At 65.0% G+C, this 20,548-nt stretch carries 14 protein-coding genes and 1 pseudogene; 11 read left to right on the top strand and 4 right to left on the bottom strand.

Annotated elements, in window-relative coordinates:
• The first annotated feature begins 18 nt into the window (after positions 1–18).
• The gene (locus A9K71_RS15855; RefSeq protein WP_066998122.1) at positions 19–3,120 is read left to right on the top strand and encodes a multidrug efflux RND transporter permease subunit; all 3,102 of its coding nucleotides are present in this window, start codon (positions 19–21) and stop codon (positions 3,118–3,120) included.
• Positions 3,117–6,335, top strand: a complete 3,219-nt coding sequence (locus A9K71_RS15850) for an efflux RND transporter permease subunit (protein ID WP_066997357.1) — start codon at positions 3,117–3,119, stop codon at positions 6,333–6,335. The genes A9K71_RS15855 and A9K71_RS15850 overlap by 4 nt, the downstream gene beginning before the upstream one ends.
• Positions 6,336–6,632: 297 nt before the next feature.
• Here the strand turns inward: A9K71_RS15850 and A9K71_RS15845 are convergent, their stop codons facing one another.
• On the bottom strand, positions 6,633–6,923 hold the full coding sequence (locus A9K71_RS15845) for a muconolactone Delta-isomerase family protein (RefSeq protein WP_066997354.1): 291 nt from the start codon (positions 6,921–6,923) through the stop codon (positions 6,633–6,635).
• Between the two features lie 116 nt (positions 6,924–7,039).
• On the opposite strand from A9K71_RS15845, the gene A9K71_RS15840 reads away from it, so the two are divergent.
• On the top strand, positions 7,040–7,930 hold the full coding sequence (locus A9K71_RS15840; RefSeq protein WP_066997351.1) for a LysR substrate-binding domain-containing protein: 891 nt from the start codon (positions 7,040–7,042) through the stop codon (positions 7,928–7,930).
• A 70-nt stretch (positions 7,931–8,000) separates the two neighbouring features.
• Here A9K71_RS15840 and A9K71_RS15835 read toward each other — a convergent pair whose 3' ends face one another.
• A complete protein-coding gene (locus A9K71_RS15835) occupies positions 8,001–8,612 on the bottom strand; it encodes a TIGR00730 family Rossman fold protein (RefSeq protein WP_066997348.1) in 612 nt (203 codons plus the stop codon).
• A 116-nt stretch (positions 8,613–8,728) separates the two neighbouring features.
• Between A9K71_RS15835 and A9K71_RS15830 the strand changes: the two genes are divergently transcribed.
• The 7 genes and pseudogenes from A9K71_RS15830 (at position 8,729) to A9K71_RS15800 (ending at position 16,339) form a co-directional block, all read left to right on the top strand.
• Positions 8,729–10,324, top strand: coding sequence for a LysM peptidoglycan-binding domain-containing protein (locus tag A9K71_RS15830; RefSeq protein WP_066997344.1), 1,596 nt, complete (start codon positions 8,729–8,731; stop codon positions 10,322–10,324).
• A 133-nt stretch (positions 10,325–10,457) separates the two neighbouring features.
• Positions 10,458–10,805, top strand: coding sequence for a metalloregulator ArsR/SmtB family transcription factor (locus A9K71_RS15825; protein ID WP_066997341.1), 348 nt, complete (start codon positions 10,458–10,460; stop codon positions 10,803–10,805).
• A gap of 7 nt (positions 10,806–10,812) precedes the next feature.
• A complete protein-coding gene (locus tag A9K71_RS15820; RefSeq protein WP_066997338.1) occupies positions 10,813–12,696 on the top strand; it encodes an ABC transporter ATP-binding protein/permease in 1,884 nt (627 codons plus the stop codon).
• 253 nt (positions 12,697–12,949) lie between these two features.
• A pseudogene (locus tag A9K71_RS15815) lies at positions 12,950–13,289 on the top strand (antibiotic biosynthesis monooxygenase).
• A 149-nt stretch (positions 13,290–13,438) separates the two neighbouring features.
• Entirely contained in the window at positions 13,439–14,695 is a 1,257-nt protein-coding gene (locus A9K71_RS15810; protein ID WP_179295184.1) for a DUF4375 domain-containing protein, read from the top strand.
• An 87-nt stretch (positions 14,696–14,782) separates the two neighbouring features.
• Entirely contained in the window at positions 14,783–15,520 is a 738-nt protein-coding gene (locus A9K71_RS15805; protein WP_280940557.1) for a phosphatidylserine decarboxylase, read from the top strand.
• Between the two features lie 75 nt (positions 15,521–15,595).
• Positions 15,596–16,339 (top strand): phosphatidylcholine/phosphatidylserine synthase, encoded by a 744-nt coding sequence (locus tag A9K71_RS15800; protein WP_245299656.1) that lies wholly within the window; start codon positions 15,596–15,598, stop codon positions 16,337–16,339.
• 227 nt (positions 16,340–16,566) lie between these two features.
• Here A9K71_RS15800 and A9K71_RS15795 read toward each other — a convergent pair whose 3' ends face one another.
• Positions 16,567–18,789, bottom strand: coding sequence for an AMP-binding protein (locus A9K71_RS15795; RefSeq protein ID WP_066997326.1), 2,223 nt, complete (start codon positions 18,787–18,789; stop codon positions 16,567–16,569).
• A 306-nt stretch (positions 18,790–19,095) separates the two neighbouring features.
• Positions 19,096–19,503, bottom strand: coding sequence for a 4-oxalocrotonate tautomerase family protein (locus tag A9K71_RS15790; RefSeq protein ID WP_066997323.1), 408 nt, complete (start codon positions 19,501–19,503; stop codon positions 19,096–19,098).
• Positions 19,504–19,616: 113 nt separating this feature from the next.
• Between A9K71_RS15790 and A9K71_RS15785 the strand changes: the two genes are divergently transcribed.
• Positions 19,617–20,471: a LysR substrate-binding domain-containing protein gene (locus A9K71_RS15785; protein ID WP_066997319.1), complete on the top strand. Its 855-nt coding sequence runs from the start codon at positions 19,617–19,619 to the stop codon at positions 20,469–20,471.
• The last annotated feature ends 77 nt before the right edge of the window (positions 20,472–20,548 follow it).

The following is a 20,548-nucleotide window of genomic DNA, read 5'->3' as shown; positions in this document are numbered from 1 at the left end:
GGTCTCGTCTCCGGCTGGCTGAACCCGTCGCGGCCGTTCATCCTGCGGCCGGTGGCCACCACGCTGATCATGGCCACCATCCTGGTGGTCGGCATGATCGCCTATCTCTTCCTGCCGCTCTCGGCCTTGCCTGAGGTCGACTACCCGACGATCCAGGTGCAGACCTTCTATCCCGGCGCCAGCCCGGAGGTGATGACGACTTCAGTAACGGCGCCGCTGGAGCGCCCGTTCGGCCAGATGCCGGGGCTGGAGCAGATGTCGTCGGGGAGTTCGGCCGGCGCCTCCGTCATCACGCTGCGCTTCAGCCTCGACCTCAGCCTGGACATTGCCGAACAGGAAGTGCAGGCGGCGATCAACGCGGCCGGCAATCTCTTGCCCGCCGACCTCCCGGCGCCGCCCATCTACGCCAAGGTGAACCCGGCCGACGCGCCGATCCTGACGCTCGCGATCACCTCGAAGACGCTGCCGCTGACCGAAGTCGAGAACTATGCCGAGACGCGGCTGGCGCAAAAGATCTCGCAGCTTCCGGGTGTCGGGCTGGTCAGCATCTCCGGCGGCGAGCGACCGGCCGTGCGCATCCGCGTCAAGCTCAAGGCGGTGGCCGCCATGGGGCTCAACATCGACGATCTGCGCACCACCATCGGCACGCTCAACGTCAACACGCCGAAAGGCAGCTTCGACGGACCGGCGCGTTCCTACACCATCAACGCCAACGACCAGATCAGCGACCCCAAGACCTATGCCGACATGGTCGTCGCTTACCGCAACGGCGCGCCGGTCAAGCTGGGCGAGGTCGCCGATATCATAGAGGGGCCGGAGAACTCGAAGCTGGGCGCCTGGGAGAACCGCTCGCCGGCGATCCTGCTCAACATCCAGCGCCAGCCCGGCGCCAACGTCATCCGCGTCGTCGACTCGGTGAAGGCGCTGCTACCACAGCTTCGCGCCGGCTTGCCGGCGGCGGTCACCGTCGAGCCGCTGACCGACCGCACGACCACCATCCGTGCCTCAGTCCATGACGTCGAGTTCGAGCTGGCGACGGCGGCGCTTCTGGTCGTGCTCGTCACCTTCCTGTTCCTGCGCAACATTCCGGCGACGATCATTCCGAGCCTGTCGGTGCCGCTGTCGCTGATCGGCACGTTCGCGGTCATGTATCTGTGGGGCTTCAGCCTCGACAATCTGTCGCTGATGGCGCTGACCATCGCCTCCGGCTTCGTCATCGACGACGCCATCGTCATGATCGAAAACATCTCGCGTTTCATCGAGCATGGCGACGATCCGGTCACCGCCGCGCTCGAAGGCTCGGCCCAGATCGGCTTCACCATCATCTCGCTCACCGTCTCGCTGATCGCGGTGCTGATCCCGCTTCTGTTCATGGGCGACGTCGTCGGCCGCCTGTTCCACGAATTCGCCATCACGCTTGCGATCGCCATCGTCATTTCGGCCATCGTCTCGCTGACGCTGGTGCCGATGATGTGCGCCAGGCTCCTCAAGCCGCCGTCCGAACGCAGGCAGGGCGCGCTGGCGCGCGGCGCCGAGGCCGGCTTCGACGCTGTCGCGAATGGCTATGCCGCCGCCTTGCGGTGGGTGCTCGACCGTCAGGCGCTGACGCTGCTGGTCGCCGCAGCCACGCTTGCGCTCACCGTCTATCTCTATGTTGTCATCCCGAAAGGCTTCTTCCCGGTTCAGGACACCGGCGCGATTTCGGCGGTCACCGAGGCCGCGGGCTCGGCCTCCTACGCCGACATGGCAGCGCACCAGCAGGCGCTCGCCGATGTCATCCTGAAGGACCCGGATGTCGCGAGCCTGTCGTCCTTCATCGGCGTCGACGGCCAGAACATGACCGCCAACAGTGGCCACATGCTGATCAATCTCAAGCCGCGCGACGAGCGCGCGGCCGATGCCAGCGCGATCATCCGGCGGCTGGCTCGGGAGACCGACGTCGTGACCGGCATCGTGCTGCACATGCAGCCGGTGCAGGACCTGAGCGTGGACTCCACCTCCAGCGCGTCGCAGTACCAATACGTTCTGCAGGATTCGGATCCGGCCGAGCTGGCGACGTGGACATCAAAGCTCACCGATAGGCTGGTGGCACTTCCCGAACTCGCCGACGTGGCCAGCGACAGCCAGCAGAGCGGGCTTGCGGTCGACATCACCATCGACCGAGCGACGGCGGCACGCTTCGGGATTACGCCAGCGACCGTCGACAACGCGCTCTACGATGCCTTCGGCCAGCGCATCATCTCGACCATCTTCACCCAGTCGAACGAATACCGCGTCATCATTGAAGCCGACCCCTCGGTGGGACAGACGCCGGCTTCGCTGGGCTCGATCTACCTGCCGTCCTCCGGTTCCGGCCAGGTGCCGCTATCGGCGATCGCCAATATCAGTGTCCGGCAGGCGCCGCTGCTGGTGAACCACCTTGCCCAGTTCCCGGCCGCGACCATCTCCTTCAACCTCGCCCCGGGCGTGTCGCTCGGCGACGCCACCGCGGCGATCAGCAAGGCGGAACATGACATGCAGCCGCCCGCCGGCCTGGTCACCGGCTTCCAGGGCGCCGCGCTTGCCTTGCAAAGCTCGCTCTCCAACGAGCTGCTGCTGGTGCTCGCGGCAGTCGCCACCGTCTATGTCGTGCTTGGCGTGCTTTATGAGAGCTTCATCCACCCGCTGACGATCCTCTCGACGCTGCCCTCGGCAACCGTGGGAGCGCTGGTGGCGCTGATGCTCGCCGGCCACGATCTCGACGTGATCGGCATCATCGGCATCGTGCTCTTGGTCGGCATCGTCAAGAAGAACGCCATCATGATGATCGACTTCGCCCTGCAGGCCGAGCGCCTGCAGGGGCTGGACCCGCGCGAGGCGATTTACGAAGCCTGCTTGCTGCGGTTGCGGCCGATCCTGATGACGACGATGGCCGCGCTGTTCGGGGCGCTTCCGCTCCTGCTCGGCGGCCTTGCCGGCTCGGAATTGCACCAGCCGCTCGGCATCACCATCGTTGGCGGGCTGATCGTCAGCCAGGTGCTGACGCTCTTCACCACGCCGGTGATCTACCTTGCCTTCGATAGAGTGACGCGGTCGGGGGCGCGTGAAGCGAGAGCGCCGGCCGGCGGGCTCATGCCGTGAATCTCTCCGCGCCCTTCATCGCCAGGCCGGTCGCCACGACGCTGCTGGCCATCGGATTGGCGGCGGCGGGCCTGATCGCATACGTCAATCTTCCCGTCGCGCCGCTGCCCAAGGTGGATTTCCCGACCATCTCGGTGCAGGCTTCGATGCCAGGCGCCAGCCCCGACACGATGTCGACCGATGTCGCGGCGCCGCTCGAACGCCATCTCGGCCAGATCGCCGGCGTTTCCGAGATGACGTCGCGCTCCGGCACCGGCTCGACCAACGTGGTGCTGCAATTCGACCTCGATCGCGACATCAACGGCGCCGCGCGCGATGTTCAAGCCGCGATCAACGCCGCGCGCGCCGACCTCCCGTCCGATCTGCGCAGCAACCCGACCTACCGCAAATACAATCCCGCCGACGCGCCGGTGATGATCCTGGCGCTGACCTCGCGCACACTCACACCCGGTCAGCTCTACGATGCCGCCGCGACCGTGCTCCAGCAGCGCCTCTCCCAGGTCGAGGGCGTCGGCAATGTCGATCTCGGCGGCTCGTCGCTGCCCGCCGTCCGGGTGGAGCTCAATCCAGGCGCGCTGTTCCATTACGGCATCGGCCTGGAGGATGTGCGCGCCGCACTTGCCTCGGCCAATGCCCGCAGTCCGAAGGGCTTCGAGGAGGACGGCGCGCTCCGCTATCAGCTCTACACCAACGACCAGGCGAGCCATGCCGCCGACTATCGCGACCTGGTGATCGCCTGGCGCAACAGTGCGGCGGTGCGCCTCGCCGACATCGCAGATGTCGAGGACTCGGTCGAGGACGTGCGCAATCTCGGCCTCGCCAATGGCGTGCCGGCCGTGCTTTTGGTGCTCTATCGCGAGCCCAACGCCAACATCATCGACACGGTGGACCGCGTGCGCGCGCTGATCCCGACGCTGCAGGCTTCGGTGCCGGCGGATGCACGCCTCAGCATCGCGTCCGACAGCAGCCTCACCATCCGCGGCTCGCTGCGCGACACCGAGCTGACGCTGGTGCTGGCGGTGCTGCTGGTCGTGTTCGTGGTGTTCTGCTTTTTGCGCGACTGGCGCGCGGCGCTGATCCCGAGCGTGGCGCTGGTCGTCTCGATCCTCGGCACCTTCGGGGCGATGTACCTGCTCGGCTACACGCTCGACAATCTGTCCTTGATGGCGCTCACCATCGCCACCGGCTTCGTCGTCGATGACGCCATCGTGGTGCTGGAAAACATCATGCGCCACATCGAGGACGGCATGCCGCGCGGCCGGGCGGCGCTGGTCGGCGCTCAGGAGGTCGGCTTCACCGTTCTGTCGATGAGCGCTTCTCTCGTCGCCGTGTTCCTGCCGATTCTGTTGATGGGCGGCATACTCGGCCGCCTGTTCCAGGAATTCGCCATGACCTTGTCGCTGGCCATCGCCATTTCGCTGGTGCTGTCACTGACGGTGACGCCGATGATGTGCGCGCATTTTTTGCGCGCGGGTGCAGTCCGGTCGGAGCGCCGTTCCATCCTCGCCCGCTTCGGCGAAAGCGTCTTCGAGCGCGTCCGCGCCGGCTACGGCCGCTCGCTCGCCTGGTCGCTCGACAATGCCGAAGTGATGCTCATCCTCCTGATCGCGGCCGTCGCGCTCAACGTCTACCTCTATACGATCGTGCCGAAGGGCTTCTTCCCGCAGCAGGACACCGGCGAGCTGATCGGCGGCCTGCGCGCCGACCAGGCCATTTCCTTCCAACTGATGCGGCAGAAATTCGAGAGGCTGGAGACGATCCTGAAGAGCGATCCGGCGGTGGCGAACGTCGTCGGCTACATCGGCGGCCGCCAGACCAATTCCGGCTTCGTCTACGTCAACCTGAAGCCGAAGGGCGATCGAGCGCCGCTGCAAGCGGTGTTGGGGCGACTGCGCGCGCAGCTCAGGCAATTGCCCGGCGCGCAGCTCTTCCTCAACCCGCGCCAGGAGATCAGGGTCGGCGGCCGCCAAAGCCTCGCCACCTATCAATACACGCTGCAGGCCGATACGACCGCGGACCTCGACGAATGGGCGCCGAAACTCGTCGAATTGCTGAAACAGGCGCCGGAGCTAACCGACGTCAATTCGGACCGCGACGAGGCCGGGCTCGAAACCAACATCACCGTCGACCGCGAGAGCGCGGCCCGGCTCGGCCTGACGCCGGCGAGCATCGACAACACGCTTTACGACGCCTTCGGCCAGCGCCAGGTGTCGACCATCTTCAACGCCCGCAACCAATATCACGTGGTGATGGAAGTCGCGCCGCGCTATCTGCAGGATCCGAGCGCGCTCAACGGCATCTATGTCAGCACCTCGGGCGCGGCGGCGAGCGGCACGCAGAAGACCAACGCGCTGGCCGGCAGCCTGTCGGGCTCGCTGCAGAATCAGGCGACCAATGCGATCGCCGTCACCGGCCACGGCAGCGCCTCGAGCGGCGCCGCCGTCAGCACCTCGGCCGAGACCATGGTGCCGCTCGCCGCCTTCAGCACCTACGGTCCGGCGACCACGCCGCTTTCGGTCAACCACCAGGGCCACTTCGTCGCCACGACGATCTCGTTCAACCTTGCCGATGGCGCCACGCTCGGCGACGCCTCGGCGGCAATCGACCGCGCCATGGCGGAGCTGAAGATGCCGGTGTCGATCCACGGCTCGCTTGCCGGCACCGCACTCGCCTTCCGCTCCAACCTGCTCAACGAGCTCCTGCTGATCGCTGCCGCGCTCGCCACGATCTATGTCGTGCTCGGCGTGCTCTACGAAAGCTACGTGCACCCGATCACCATCCTGTCGACGCTGCCCTCGGCCGGCATCGGCGCGCTGCTCGCGCTCATCGTCACCGGCATGGAATTCGACGTGATCTCGCTGATCGGCATCATCCTGTTGATCGGCATCGTCAAGAAGAACGCCATCATGATGATCGACATGGCCTTGCAGGCCGAGCGCCAGGAAGGGCTTGCGCCGCGAGAAGCCATCCACAAGGCGAGCCTCCAGCGCTTCCGACCGATCATGATGACGACCTTTGCGGCTTTGCTCGGCGCCTTGCCGTTGGCGCTCGAGACCGGCACTGGGGCGGAGCTGCGCCAGCCGCTCGGCATCGCGATCGTCGGCGGCCTCATCGTCTCGCAGCTTCTCACACTCTACACCACCCCGGTCGTCTATCTCTATCTCGACCGGCTCAGCGCCCGCAGACCGACGCTGCGAGTGGCGCCGGCGGAGTGATCGGGCACCGCGACCTTGAGTTGTTCGACCGCGCGAAGCGAAACAGTTCGGCCCGGCGCGCCTTCATCTCCCTCAACGCCACCCGAGGCGGTTGATCGTGAGATCTGGGCCATCGCTTGGTGAACTGGCAAGATGCTTCATCATCGGATGCGCCCTCGAAGGGCGCGACCAGTTCCTGCTCACCCGGCAATTGCCCAAGCGCTATACAGGGGCGTCGCGGGCGGGCCTTTTGCGTCGCTTCCTTGGTCGCTCATAGGTGCTGCCGGGTGAGCGGCAGCACCTCTCTTCATCCCGGTCTCAACGCTTCGGGCCGAAGCCGGGATAGGGATTGAGCGGCACGATCGCCGCGATGTCCATCATTCCGGCCTCGACCAGCGGCAGGGTGGCGAGATGGCCGCGCACCTCCTTGTCGTCGGCAGCCTCGAACATCATGCCGCTGCCGGGGATGTCACCGCGGTTCCAGACCTGGCGCACGGCGCCTTGCGCATAGAGCGTGCGCCGCTGCTCGGCTTCGCCCGGAAGCAGCGGCGCGAAATCGCTATCGCTGAACTTTTCGGTGTTGCGGGTGAGAAGGGCAAAGAACTGCATGGCGGTCTCCTTTGTGGCCGGTTGATGCGGAAGATATCGCGCCGGCTGGTCAGACTGTCCAAGACTGATTAGGCTAAAGATCAGACCTTGAAGGACTTAAATCATAGAGACGCAGAATGCTTGACCTGCGGCAGATCCGCTATTTCGTTGCCGTCGCCGAGGCCGGCAATGTCGGCCGCGCCGCCGAGCAGTTGCATATCTCGCAGTCCCCCTTGAGCCGGCAGATCATGCACCTCGAGGAGCAACTCGGCGTCACGCTTTTCGAGCGATCGAAGCAGCGCGTCCATCTCAACGCCGAGGGCAGGGCTTTCCTTGCCGAGGCGCGCGCTCTGCTCGTCAATGCCGCGCGGCTGGAGGAGCTCGGCCGCAAGCTTGCAAGCGGCGCGACCGGCAGCCTCGCCATCGGCTACGTCGAGGGGGCGGTGCATGCCGGGCTGATCGCCGCGATGCTCAGGGAATTCCGCCGCGAGCGGCCGGATTTTCATCTGCAACTGAGAAGCCGCCGCACGGCCGCGCAGTTCGAGGATCTGCGCCAGCGCGTGCTCGACCTCGGATTCATCTACGCGCCGGCGCCGCAAGGCGATCCGGATATCGAGAGCATGCTGGTGCGGCGCGAACCGCTGGTGCTGGCGATCCCCGAAGGCGATCCGCTTGTCGATGCGAGCGACATCAGGCCCCGCCATCTTGACGCCCGCGTCTGGATCACCGTCGTGCGCCAACCCGATGACACCAACCGCGCGCAGTTCCTGGCGGCCTGCATGGAGGCCGGTTTCGTGCCCGACATCGCCTACGAGACGGCCGATCCCTTGACCTCGCTCGGCCTGGTCAGCGCCGGGCTGGGCCTGGCGACGGTACAGGAAAGCCTGCAAAGCGCTGCGCCGGCCGGCATCGTCTTTCGCGACCTGCCATGGTTCAAGCGCAGCGTTGAAATCCATCTCGCCTGGCGGCGCAATGACCGGAGGGCGGTGATTGAGGATTTGAGGAGGACGGTGAACGGTGAATGGTGAATAGCGAATAGTTACTATCTGGCGGTGGACAGATTTCGGCTCGCGCGATCCGCACTATTCACCATTCACCTTACATTTTGTCGATCACCGCCTGCACACCTTCCGTCGGCGCGTCGACCGACGAGCCCGCCACCATGATGGCGGCGACGATTGCCTCGGGGTCGTTGACCACCAGCGGCTTCACCCTATGTGCGGTGTGGATGAAGCCTTCGCCCGACATGTGCTCGATGAGCGCCAGCATCGGGTCCCAGAAGGCCTTGATGTTGGCGAACACGATCGGCTTGCGGTGATGGCCGAGTTGCGCCCAGGTCATGATCTCGACGATCTCCTCGACCGTGCCGATGCCGCCCGGCAGCGCCACGAAGGCGTCGGATTTCTCGAACATCCTGTGCTTGCGCTCGTGCATGTTGTCGGTGATCACCAGCTCGTCGAGCTTGTCGAGAGCGGTCTCGGTCGCCTCCTTGTTGATCAGGAAGCGCGGGATGATGCCGGTCACCTTGCCGCCGGCCTTGAGTGCCCCGTCTGCGACGGCGCCCATGATTCCCTTGGTGCCGCCGCCATAGATCAGGCGCAGGCCGGACTTCGCCAGCGAGCGGCCGAGCAGGTGGCCGGCCTTGACATAGGCCTCGTCGCGGCCCGGAGACGAACCGCAATAGACGCAGACGGATCGAATCGTGTTCATGTCATGATTGGTGATAGGGACGGTTGGCGCGGTCAAGCCCAAGGACGGGCTTTTTCTTGTGAGCTTGGTGAAAACACGCTAGACCGGCGTTAGGTGGCTAAGGGGCAGAAAAGATTATGGCTATCAATTCTTCCAAGGCGTTATTGTTCGCGGCGGGCGGCGTTGCCGTCGTCGCGGCGGTCGCCTACGGGTCGGGCGCGCTCGACCCATACATCAACAAGCAGAATCCGCCGCAGGTCGCGTCGCTGCCGCAGGCAGGCACGAAGCCGGCCGAATCCTCAAGCACCTCCACCGAGGCGCGCGTACCGCAGGCGCAAGCCCCGGCCAATACAATGGCGCCGGCCAACAACACGATGGCGCCGGCCAACAAGATGGCGCCCGCCAACAATTCAACGGCGCCTGCCAACAACGCGACGGCCCCGGCGGAATCCGCCCCGGCCACTCAGGCGCCGGCCGCCGCAGGACCCACGCTGCCAACCTTCGATGTCGTGCGCGTCGAAGGCAATGGCTCGATCGTCGTCGCCGGCAGCGCGGCGCCCAATGCCAAGGTCGAGGTCCTGAACGGCGGCACGGTGCTCGGCTCGATCGATGCCGGTCCCGATGGTGCCTTCGCCATCGTGCTCGACGATCCGCTGAAGCCCGGCGACTACACGATCACGCTGCGCTCGACCGCTGGCGGCGTCGCCGTCGCCTCGGCGCAGACCGCCGTCGTCTCGGTGCCGCAGAGCCCGACCGGCCAGGTGCTGGCGATGGTCGAGGAGCCGGGCAAGCCGTCCGAATTGCTGACCATTCCGCAGCCCGCGGCCAAGCCGGCGGCACCTGCCGCCACCGGTCAGGCAGCCGCCCCGGACGCGCAGGTCCCGGCCGCAACCGCGCCGGCGGCGTCTGCCTCGGCGGCGGCGCCGGCTGCAACGGCACCGGCAGCTACGGATCAGGCTTCCGCTCCGGCGACCCAGAACGCCGCCGCAGACGAACCGAAGATCGCCGTCGAGGCGGTTGAGATCGACGGCGGCAAGATCTTCGTCGCGGGCAGGGCCGATCCCGGCCGCAAGGTGCGCGCCTATGCCGACGATGTACTGCTTGGCGAGGCGAAAACTTCGCCTGACGGCCATTTCCTGATCGAGGCGGCGCGCGACATTCCGGTCGGCAACCACACCATTCATGTCGACGGCCTGGCCGACGACGGCGTCAAGGTCGTCGCCCGCGCCGCTGTCCCGTTCGAACGCGAGCCCGGCGAGTCGATTGCCGCCGTCGCGCCCAACCAGACCAAGCCCGCCGACAGCAAGCTCGCCCAGGGTGCGGGGTCCCAGCCCGCGGAGGCGAAGTCCGGGGCGGCCAATCCCGCCGAGACGACGGCGCCGGCCACCGCTACCGACGAAGCGGGCAAGCCCGCCGCGACCGCCGACACGTCGGCCGAGGTCGCCGAAGCGAATCCTGCGGCCGACGTGCCTGAAACCATGGCGCCGAAGCTCGAACACGTCGATGGAGCCGTCATCATCCGCCGCAACGATACGCTCTGGCGCATCTCGCGGCGCGTCTATGGCCATGGCGTGCGCTACTCGACCATCTATCTCGCCAACCAGGATCAGATCCGCAATCCCGACCGCATCTGGCCCGGTCAGGTCTTCAAGGTCCCCGGCAAGTCGAAGGAAGGCGAGCCGGCCGACATGAAGGCCATGGGTGACCAGATGACGGCGCCAAAGACGGAGTAAGTGCGCAATCCCCCTCGTGGGGATGCCCGGCAGGACAGAGGGGCGCTGCCCCGCCGGCGTTCGACACTTCCTACCGTGCTACTCATCCGCCTAGCTTGCCCTCTCATCCTCCATCGTTTATCGGCGATGAACGATGACCGAATCCCTATCCGTCAACCGCGCCCTCAATAGCCGAGCCCTCGACAGCCGCGGCATCGCCACGCGGTTCGCGGCGCTGTCGCATCCGGCACGCATTGAGATCCTGAAGCATCTCTCGGCCAGTAGCTGCTGCTCCTGCCGCGAGGTGGTCGATCATCTCGATCTCGCCCAGTCGACCGTTTCGCAGCATCTGAAGATCCTGGTCGAAGCAGGGCTCGTCCGCTTCGAGGCGGATCGCCAGCGTTCACGCTACGCGGTGGACCGCGCTACGCTCGCCGAAGTCTCGGCGTCGCTCGCGGCCCTGGTCGATTCCTGCTGCGGCAAAAGCATGAAAGAAAGCTAAGAACAAAATGGCCGACAAGACCGTCTCCGCCGAAACCGGCACCCTCACCACACTGCGCAATCTGTGGCCCTATATGTGGCCGGCCGACCGCGCCGACTTGAGAGCCCGCGTTACCTGGGCGACGCTGCTTCTCGTCGTCGCCAAGGTCACCCTGGTCGCCGGTCCCTATTTCTTCAAATGGGCAACCGATGCGCTCGCCCACGCCTCAAAGACGCCGCCGCCGCTGCCCGCCTTCATGCTCGCGCCGGTGATGCTGGTCATCGCCTATAATGTGCTGAGGCTGGTCCAGCTGGGCTTCAACCAGCTGCGCGACGCGCTGTTTGCCCGCGTCGGCCAATATGCGGTGCGCCAGCTTGCCTTCCGCACCTTCGTCCACATGCACCAGCTGTCGCTGCGCTTCCATCTTGAGCGCCGCACCGGCGGTCTGTCGCGCATCATCGAGCGCGGCACCAAGGGCATCGAGACGATCGTGCGCTTCGTCATGCTGAACACGGCGCCGACCATTCTCGAATTCGCGCTGACGGCCGGCATTTTCGCCTACACCTATGGCTGGAAATACGTCGCCGTGGTCGCGGTCACCGTGTGGATCTATGTCTGGTTCACGGTCAAGGTCAGCGACTGGCGCATCTCGATCCGCCGCGACATGAACGAAAGCGACACCGACGCCAATACCAAGGCGATCGACTCGCTCTTGAATTTCGAGACGGTCAAATATTTCACCAATGAGCGCATGGAAGCCGAGCGCTTCGACCGCTCGATGGCGCGTTATGAAACCGCGGCCACCAAGACCTGGACCTCGCTCGGCTGGCTTAACTTCGGCCAGGGTCTCATCTTCGGCCTCGGCACCGTCATCGTCATGTGCATGTCGGCGCTCGAGGTGCAGGCCGGAACGCAGTCGGTCGGCGATTTCGTCTTCATCAACGCCATGCTGATGCAGCTGTCGGTGCCGCTCAACTTCATCGGCTTCATCTATCGCGAAATCCGCCAGGGCTTGACCGATATCGAGCACATGTTCGACCTTCTCGACGTGCCCCAGGAGATCGTCGACAAGCCGGACGCCAAGCCGTTGAAGGTGAGTGCCGGCAAGGTCGAGTTCCGCGACGTGCACTTCTCCTATGATTCAAACCGCAAGATCCTGAAGGGCGTCTCCTTCGAGGTGCCAGCCGGCAAGACGGTCGCCATCGTCGGCCCCTCCGGCGCAGGCAAGTCGACCATCTCCAGGCTTCTGTTCCGCTTCTATGACGTGCAGCGCGGCCAGGTGCTGATCGACGGCCAGGACATCCGCGACGTCACCCAGGAGAGCCTGCGCGCGGTGCTCGGCATGGTGCCGCAGGACACGGTGCTCTTCAACGACACCATCGCCTACAACATCCGCTACGGCCGCATCGGCGCCAGCGAGGAGGAGGTGCGCAAGGCCGCCGAGCTCGCCCAAATCGGGCCGTTCATCGAAAAGCTCCCCGACGGCTACCGCTCGATGGTCGGCGAGCGCGGCCTGAAACTGTCGGGCGGCGAGAAGCAGCGGGTCGCGATCGCCCGCACGATCCTGAAGGCCCCGCCGATCCTGATGCTGGACGAGGCGACCTCGGCGCTGGACACCCAGACCGAGCAGGAGATCCAGGCGGCGCTGGACCTCGTCAGCAAGGGCCGCACCACCCTTGTGATTGCCCACCGGCTGTCGACGGTGATCTCGGCCGACGAGATCATCGTGCTGAAGGACGGGCAGATCGCCGAGCGCGGCACCCACGCCGCGCTCTTGCGCCAGCAGGGCCTCTACGCCTCGATGTGGGACCGCCAGCGCGAGGCCACCGAAGCCGAGGAGCGCCTGCGCATTGCGCGTGAAAGCGACGAGTTCGGTGTGATCGTACGGAGAAGGACGTCGGAGGTGAGCTAGCGCCTCTTCCTTCTCCCCTTGTGGGAGAAGGTGGATCGGCGCGCAGCGCCGAGACGGATGAGGGGTGTTCCAGGGAATGTCAGCGTCTCACCTCGCTGGAGCACCCCTCATCCGTCGCCTTCGGCGACACCTTCTCCCACAAGGGGAGAAGGAGAAGTCGGCGCAAAATCCCCTTGACCTCAACCTAGCTTGAGCTTGCAAACCGTCTCCGAACCCTGCGAAGCAAGCCTTCCAAGAACGGAGACCGATCGAAATGAGCACTCAAGATCAACGCGCTGGCAGCGTGTTCCGGGTCGACAAATTCGTCGTGCCGGCGGAAGCGCGCGACGAGATCCTCGGCAAGGTAAGGATGACGCACGAATTGCTGCGCCAGCAGGACGGCTTCGTCCAGGACTTCCTGCTCGAGCAGTTCTCCGGCCCCGGCGAATTCAACATCGTCACCATGGTCGAATGGGAAAGTCAGGCCGCGGTCGACAACGTCGTGCCGATCGTCAAGGCCGCGCACGAGCGCATCGCCTTCAGCCCTCAGGCAACGATCGCCCGCCTCGGGGTCAACTGATATCGCCAACTACCAGCGCGTGCCGGAGTTATGAGGTGTATCCTTCCGCAGCGGCGCCCGGCCGATACGGGCGTCGCTCATCCTATCAATCAATCGGGCGGGGGCTTTTATCTCCAACGGCTGCTGATATTGTTTCGGCAGCAATAGTTGCGCATTTTACTTTGGATGACGGAAAAGCGTTCGATGTTCGGGTTCTTCTCACGCAAATCCAAAGCAGCTTCCACAAAGAAATTGCTGGCTTCCGAACAAAAAGGAGGCGGCCTATTGATACCCTTGATTATGGTGCCTCGTTCGAAGATTGAAGGGGCTGGTGAACAGCCTTTTCAACTCGTCGTCGCCATTATGCAATTCGCCGTGACGATGATTTCCAAAGGGCTCTATCGCTACCCGGAGATCAACCCCAAGGCGATGCAGGTCTTTGACGCGGATTGGTATTCCTCGGAGGTAAAGAACGGCGGCCATAGTCAATTCATCCATAATGCAGGCAGCGAAATCGACACCACGATTGCCAATGCCAGAGCCGGACTCAGCGCGTGTGGGGCAAAAGGACAGCTGGCAACCTTGGAAAAGATGTCGGCTTGGGTTGCCAAACATCCCGACGAAGCGGCGAGACAAACGGGCTTCGAGGGTGGCCGCGACGATTTCCTGGATACGCTCGACGATGCGTTCTACGAAGCGGATGACGCCGTGCCGATGGAGCATTTGCTTGCGCGTTGGATCGCTTCTTGGCCCGATCTGCAGATTGTCGATGATGACGATTACGACGAAGCGATGAATCAACTCGTTATGGCCAACCCCCAGCGCGAAACTAGGCTTCTTCATGAGTCGGTTGGCAACCTGGTCAGCCAGATGTTGAGTCGGCGCGAAGTCGGCGCCGGCCTCGCCTGCGCGAAGATATCTCCATCGGAGATCAAACTGGCGTTCGGCATGGCGAGGATGCTGGATATCGAAGGCGAAAAGCAGTTGGTTTTCCAGCTTCGAACCAGTGCGAAAGAACTCCGGCTCTGTGCCGAAACAAAGGCAAGCGTTGCCGTATATGAACATATCGCACCCGAAGATCCACCAATCGTACGCCCGGGCGAGAACCCGTTGGGAGCGAACGCACCACGGATCGGCGTCCAGCTTGGTCATGCTGAAGGATCGGAGATCGACACGGTTATCGAATTGGCCGAGCAATTCCATGCTCCGGCCGCAGTCGACCTGCTGCTGCGCAAGGCCGGTTTCGACCCTGTGGATGCAGTTGTTTCAGCGAACTCGGTGGTGCAAACGGCGGAAGGGCAGGTCGTCAATTGGGTGGTGTTGGCGTCCAACCGGGCCTTCCTTTTCTTGTCTTCGCCGAATGGCGGTCTGCTCTTGCGGGGCAACGATGACGAAAGGGTCGCCGAGGCTACCATGTCCGAACTCCAAAATCACTTTGATCGCTCCGCTGCCGCCAGGTAGGTATCTGTTCGCTTTTCGCGGTGTTCACCTCCGGTGACACGTCCATCCTCTCCCATTGTTGCGTTGCGGGGAGGGGGGCTTTCGGCTATTGAGGCCGGACCTGAAACAGGGACCGCCCCAAGCCCTATGACGCTTCTCGATACGATCAAGAATACGTTCGTTCCGATCCATCGCGAGGGCTATCCCTTCATCGCCGCCTTCGGCGCGGCCACGCTGTTCCTCGGCTATTTCTCCTCGATCCTGTTCTGGCTCGGGCTGATCCTCACCGGCTGGTGCATCTATTTTTACCGTGACCCAGAGCGCGTCACGCCGGTCGACGACCGGCTGGTAGTCAGCCCGGCCGACGGCGTGGTTTCGGCGGTCGGGCCTGCCGTGCCGCCGCGCGAGCTTGGCCTGGGCACGGGCGAAATGACCCGTATCTCGGTGTTCATGAATGTCTTTTCCTGCCACATCAACCGCGCTCCGGTGCGCGGCAGGATCACGCGCATCGAGCATCGTCCCGGCAAATTCCTCAATGCCGAGCTCGACAAGGCAAGCTCGGAGAACGAGCGCAACGGGCTGGTCATCGACAGTCCCAACGGCACCGTTGCCGCCGTGCAGATCGCCGGCCTTGTGGCGCGCCGCATCGTCTGCTGGGCCGAGCAGGGCGGCTCGATCGGCATCGGCGAGCGTTTTGGCCTGATCCGCTTCGGCTCCCGCGTTGACGTCTTCCTGCCGTCGAACGCCGTGCCGCGCGTCGCCGTCGGCCAGACGGCGGTGGGCGGCGAGACGGTGCTTGCCGAGTTCGGCGGCACCGCCGTCGCCCCGCTGGTCAGGATTTCCTGAGCGGTGGGCGCGCCTTTCAAGAAGTTCGAGGCACACGCCAGCGGCGGCCCTCGCATCCGCGAAATACCGATGCGCATGGTGCTGCCCAATCTGGTTACCGTTCTTGCGATCTGCGCCGGCCTGTCCGGCATCCGCTTCGCCTTCGAGGACCGTTTCGAGCCGGCCGTCGTCATGGTGCTGCTCGCCGCCTTCCTCGACGGCATCGACGGCCGCTTGGCGCGCATGCTGAAGGCGACCTCGAAATTCGGCGCGCAGATGGATTCGCTGGCCGATATCGTCAATTTCGGCGTCGCGCCCGCGCTGGTGCTCTATGCCTTCCTGCTCGACCGCGCCGGCTCGCCGGGCTGGATCGCGGCGCTCCTGTTCACCATTGCCTGCGGCATGCGGCTCGCCCGCTTCAATGTGCTGGCCGACGACACCGACCAGCCGGCCTGGCAGACCGAGTATTTCGTCGGCGTCCCGGCGCCGGCGGGCGCGGTGCTGGTCATGCTGCCTTGCTATCTCTACTTCCTGCGGCTCGGCCTGGAACCGACCCGGGGGGCGGCCTTCGTTGCCTCTGGCTTCACCGTGCTCGTCGCCTTCCTCTTGGTCAGTCGCCTGCCGGTCTATTCGGGCAAGAGCGTCAAGGTGCCGGGAGACAGAGTGCTTCCGGTCATCCTCGGCGTCGTGCTCTACATCCTGCTGTTGATGGCCTATCCCTGGTACACGCTGACGGCATCGGTCGCCGGCTACCTCGTCTTCCTGCCGTTCTCGGTGCGGGCCTATTCGAAGCGGGCCATGCGCGAAGGCGAGAAGGTGCCGCCTTCCGATATCGGCTGAACCCGCTCGAGAGGCGCGACTTCGAGCCGCCGAGTTCCTTCGCGCCCCCCTCTGTCCTGGCGAACATCTCCCCACGTGGGGAGAAATTGGCAGCTTTCGTTCAAGCCGCGCATCCTGCAACGATGCTGATTGGCGAAAGCCGAGACGGCATCTGATCTCCCCCCGTGTGGGGGAGATGTCCGGCAGGACAGAGGGGGGCGCTGTCCCGCCAGCGCTTGCGATACGGCCTAAGCCGCCGCGCTCAGCCCAAGCCGGTCGATCGCCAGCTTCCGCGCCGACACGTAATCCGTCTTGCCGGAACCCAGCACCGGGATCTCTTCCACCTTGATGATGTCATTGGGCACCATCAACTCGGCGGCGCCCGCCTTCTTGCCGAACTGGCGCAGCTCTTCGGCATTGGCGTCGTCGGCCGTGGTGACCAGAACGATGCGCTCGCCGCGCCTTTTATCGGGCACCGCCACCGCGGCGTGGCGCTGTTCCGGCCACAGCGACTGCACCAGCATCTCGACCGCGCCCAGCGACACCATCTCGCCGGCGATCTTGGCAAAGCGTTTTGCCCGCCCGCGGATGGTGATGAAGCCGTCGCGGTCGACCGAGACGATGTCGCCGGTGTCGTGCCAGCCCTCGAGCGGCTGCAACTCGCCGGGGCGGTCGGCGGTCATGTAGCCCATCATCATGTTCGGCCCGTCGAGCCATAGCCGGCCGCCCTCGCTGATGCCCTCGACCGGCTCAAGCTTCATGCGGATCGCCGGCAGCAGCCGGCCGACCGTGCCGTCGCGATTGTGGATGGCGGTGTTCACCGCCACCACTGGCGCCGCCTCGGTCAGCCCAAAACCTTCGATGATCGATGCCTGGAAACGGTCGCGGTAGGTGCGCCTTGTCTCGGGCTTTACCGCTTCAGCGCCGGCAACAACGAAACGCAGGCTGGAGAAATCGCCGTCCTTGGCAGTGCGGGCATAGTTGGCGAGGAAAGTGTCGGTGCCGAACATGACGGTAGGCTTCACCTTGCGCGCGATCTCCGGAATGATCTTGTAGTGCAGCGGCGAGGGATAGAGGAACAGTTTCACGCCGGTTACCAGCGGCAGGATAGTGCCGCCGGTCAGCCCGAAGGAATGGAAGACGGGCAGCACGTTGAGCAGGATATCGGCCGGCGAGATCGTGATGCGCGCCTCGGCCTGCATGGCGTTGGCGAGAAGGTTGCGGTGCGACAGCACCACCGCCTTCGGCGTTCCTTCCGAGCCCGAGGTGAACAGGATCACCGCTGGTTTCGACGCCTGCTGCCGCTGCAGCGGAAAACGCCAGAAAAGCGCCGCCGCGACCTTGTCGAGCAAGGTCACGCTCTCGCGCACATCCTCCAGCCACAGCATCTTGGCGCCGCCCGCCTCGACGGCGGTGACGATGTCGTCGATGGCGGCCTTCTCGATGAACGCGCGAGAAGAGACCACTGTGCGAATGACCGCCGTGCGGATCGCGGCGGTGACGCTCGCCGGGCCGGCGGTGTAGTTGATCATCGCCGCGATGCGGGCCGCCGAGATAAGCCCGACAAAGGAGAGCACAATGCCATTGGCATTGGGCAGGAGCAGGCCGACCGCTTCGCCGGGCGCCGTCACCGCCTCGAAGCGGCGGCCGAGCACGCGCGCGCCGATGAACATCTTGCGATAGTTGAGCGCGCCCGAAATCACGTCCTCGATGATCGGATGCGAGGCACCGACGCGATCCGCCGCGTCGCGCATGGCCAGGAACAGGCCGCGGTCGAGATTGCTGCCGTAGAGCCGCGCCTCGGCAAACCGGTCGAACAGGGCGTTGGTGTTCGACGCCATGTCGGGGTTGCGCGCCACCAGCTCGGCGACGGTCATCGGTTCCAGCACGCTGAGCGACAGGCGCGGGAACCAGTGACGCGGCGCCTTGTCGGCCGGCGTCAGCGACATCGGCAGGTCGCGCGCACCGGCGACGAAGATCGGCACGATGCGGGCGTCGGCCTGCATGGCGATGCGGGTGATGGCGCGGAACAGGCGGAACGACTTGACGTCCGGCTCGACGTCGTCGGGCAGATAGACCGCAAGCCGGCCCTTGCCCTTCAAAACGCGCACCAGCCGCCGGCTCACGAAGAGATGTTCGGCATTGAAGGCGATGGTCCGGGCAAGCTCGCGCCACGGCTCCAGCCAGGGCGAGCGGGCCGAGGCCTCGTCCAGAATGTGCAGCGTGTCGTCCGGCAAGAGCGACAGCATCAGCGCCGGCTCGATGCGCGATTGGTGCGAAACGACATAGATCACCGGCGTGCGGGCATTGCGAGCAATGCGGATGCGATCGTCGACAATGCGGTAGGCGAGCTTGAACGGCACGTAGAGCAACGCCTGGGTAAAGCGCAGGTCGAGCCGGAACCTTTCGATCACGCCAATCAGCAGCCAGGCAAAGACAAGACCGGCAAGCAGCGCCAATGTCAGGATCATGCCGCTCTCTCCCAACGTCCTCCACGGTGCGGCTCTTTGCGCGGCCGCTTTGGTGGCAGAAGGTAGCGGAAGTGGGGGCAAGGTCAATGTGGGGCTGGTAGGGCGCTCCCTTCTCCCCTTGCGGGAGAAGGGGGCCGAGCGAAGCCCGGACGGATGAGGGTGTTGGACGGATCACTTCGCTGGATATGTAAGTGCCTGAAAGCAATCGATTCTTCGAGGCCGTGCTTCTTCCAGAACCCCCTCATCCGTCTCGACGCTGCGCGCCGACCCACCGTCTCGCACAGGGGAGCGGGGAAAGGCGTGCCGCTACGCCACCTTCAGTCTCCCGCTGATGAAGCGGAACTCCTGGCTCTTGCCGCCAAAGCCGTAGGCCGCCGCCGGAACCTCATGCACCAGCGCGTAGCTTTCCTCATGGACGCCGCCGAGCAGGCGGCCGAAGGCGTCGAAAATCGCCTTGAGATAGGCTTCGAGCTCGAGCTTGGTGTTGGTGCCGTCCACCACCTTGATGTCGAGCCAGAAGGTGCTCGTGCCATGCTCGGCCAGCGACTTGCCGCCGGCGAACCAGTGCTGCGGATCGACGTAGCTGACCGCAACCGCGGTGATGGTCGGGTCCTTGCGCAGATGCGTGGCCGTAATCTCGGTGATCTCCTTCGCGATCGCGGCGGAACGCTTTGCGTCGGGCTCGCCGGTGACGCTGACATTGATGATCGGCATTTTTCTCTCCTTCGCTTCTGACGGCTTCGCGCCGCCGATGAAGGGACCATGCCACTAGCCATGCATCAAAAAAATCGAATTGTCTTTGATAATTACTTCGATATCACCGAAGTATGGAAACTCTCGATCCCGACCTGCTCAAAACTTTCCTCGCCTTCGTCGATGGCGGCTCCCTGGCCAGGGCGGCGTCCGCTGTCGGCCGCTCCCCATCCGCCGTCACGGCGCAGATGCAGCGGCTGGAGGAGATCGTCGGCGAGCCGCTGCTCGCGCCCCAGGGCCGGGGCCGCGGCCTGACGCCTGCCGGCGAGGACCTTGTCGGCCATGCCAGGCGCATCCTTGCCGTCCACACTGAGGCCTGGTTGGCGCTGAAAGGCGCGCGCGTCGGCGGTCGCATCGCCATCGGAACCACGCAGGACTTTGCCGATCATGGCCTGCCGGAGCTGTTGCGCGCCTTCGCCGCCAGCCATCCGCGCGTTAGGATCGAGCTGCGCGTCGGCCGCTCCCTGGAACTCGGGTCAGCCTTGCAGGCTGGCCAGCTCGACCTTGCGATCACCATGCGCCATGCGCCATCCCCGGATGAAGCGTTCCTGATCAGCGAGCCGATGCTGTGGCTCTGCTCGGACAAAGGGCTGGCGACGCGGCAAGACGTGGTGCCGCTGGCGCTGCTCGATCCCTATTGCGGCTTCAGGGAGGCTGCGCTCAATGCACTCGACGCCGCCGGCCGCCGCTACCGCATCGCTGCCGGCAGCTCCAGCCTTGCCGGCCTGCGCAGCGCGGTCAATGCCGGCGTCGCGCTGACGCCGCGCACCCGGCGTCTTGCCCATTCCGGTATCGTGGAAGCGTCCCCTGATCTCGACCTGCCGCCGCTGCCAATGGCCGGCTTCGCCATCCGGCTCGGCCGCGAGGCGGCTCGTCCGGCGCGGGATCTCGCGGAGCTTCTGGGCAACGGCCTGGCGCTGCCGCCCTGAACGGCCAGGAACGCCCAAAGAAAAAGCCGACCTTTTTGCGGGTCGGCTTCTAGTCGGACGGGTCGAGGGGTTTGGGG

Origin of the sequence: Mesorhizobium sp. WSM3873, from assembly GCF_001672445.1 — a bacterium.
GTDB lineage: Bacteria > Pseudomonadota > Alphaproteobacteria > Rhizobiales > Rhizobiaceae > Mesorhizobium.
The sequence above is the reverse complement of the archived record's forward strand: the minus strand, read 5'-3'. Positions and strand labels throughout refer to the sequence as shown.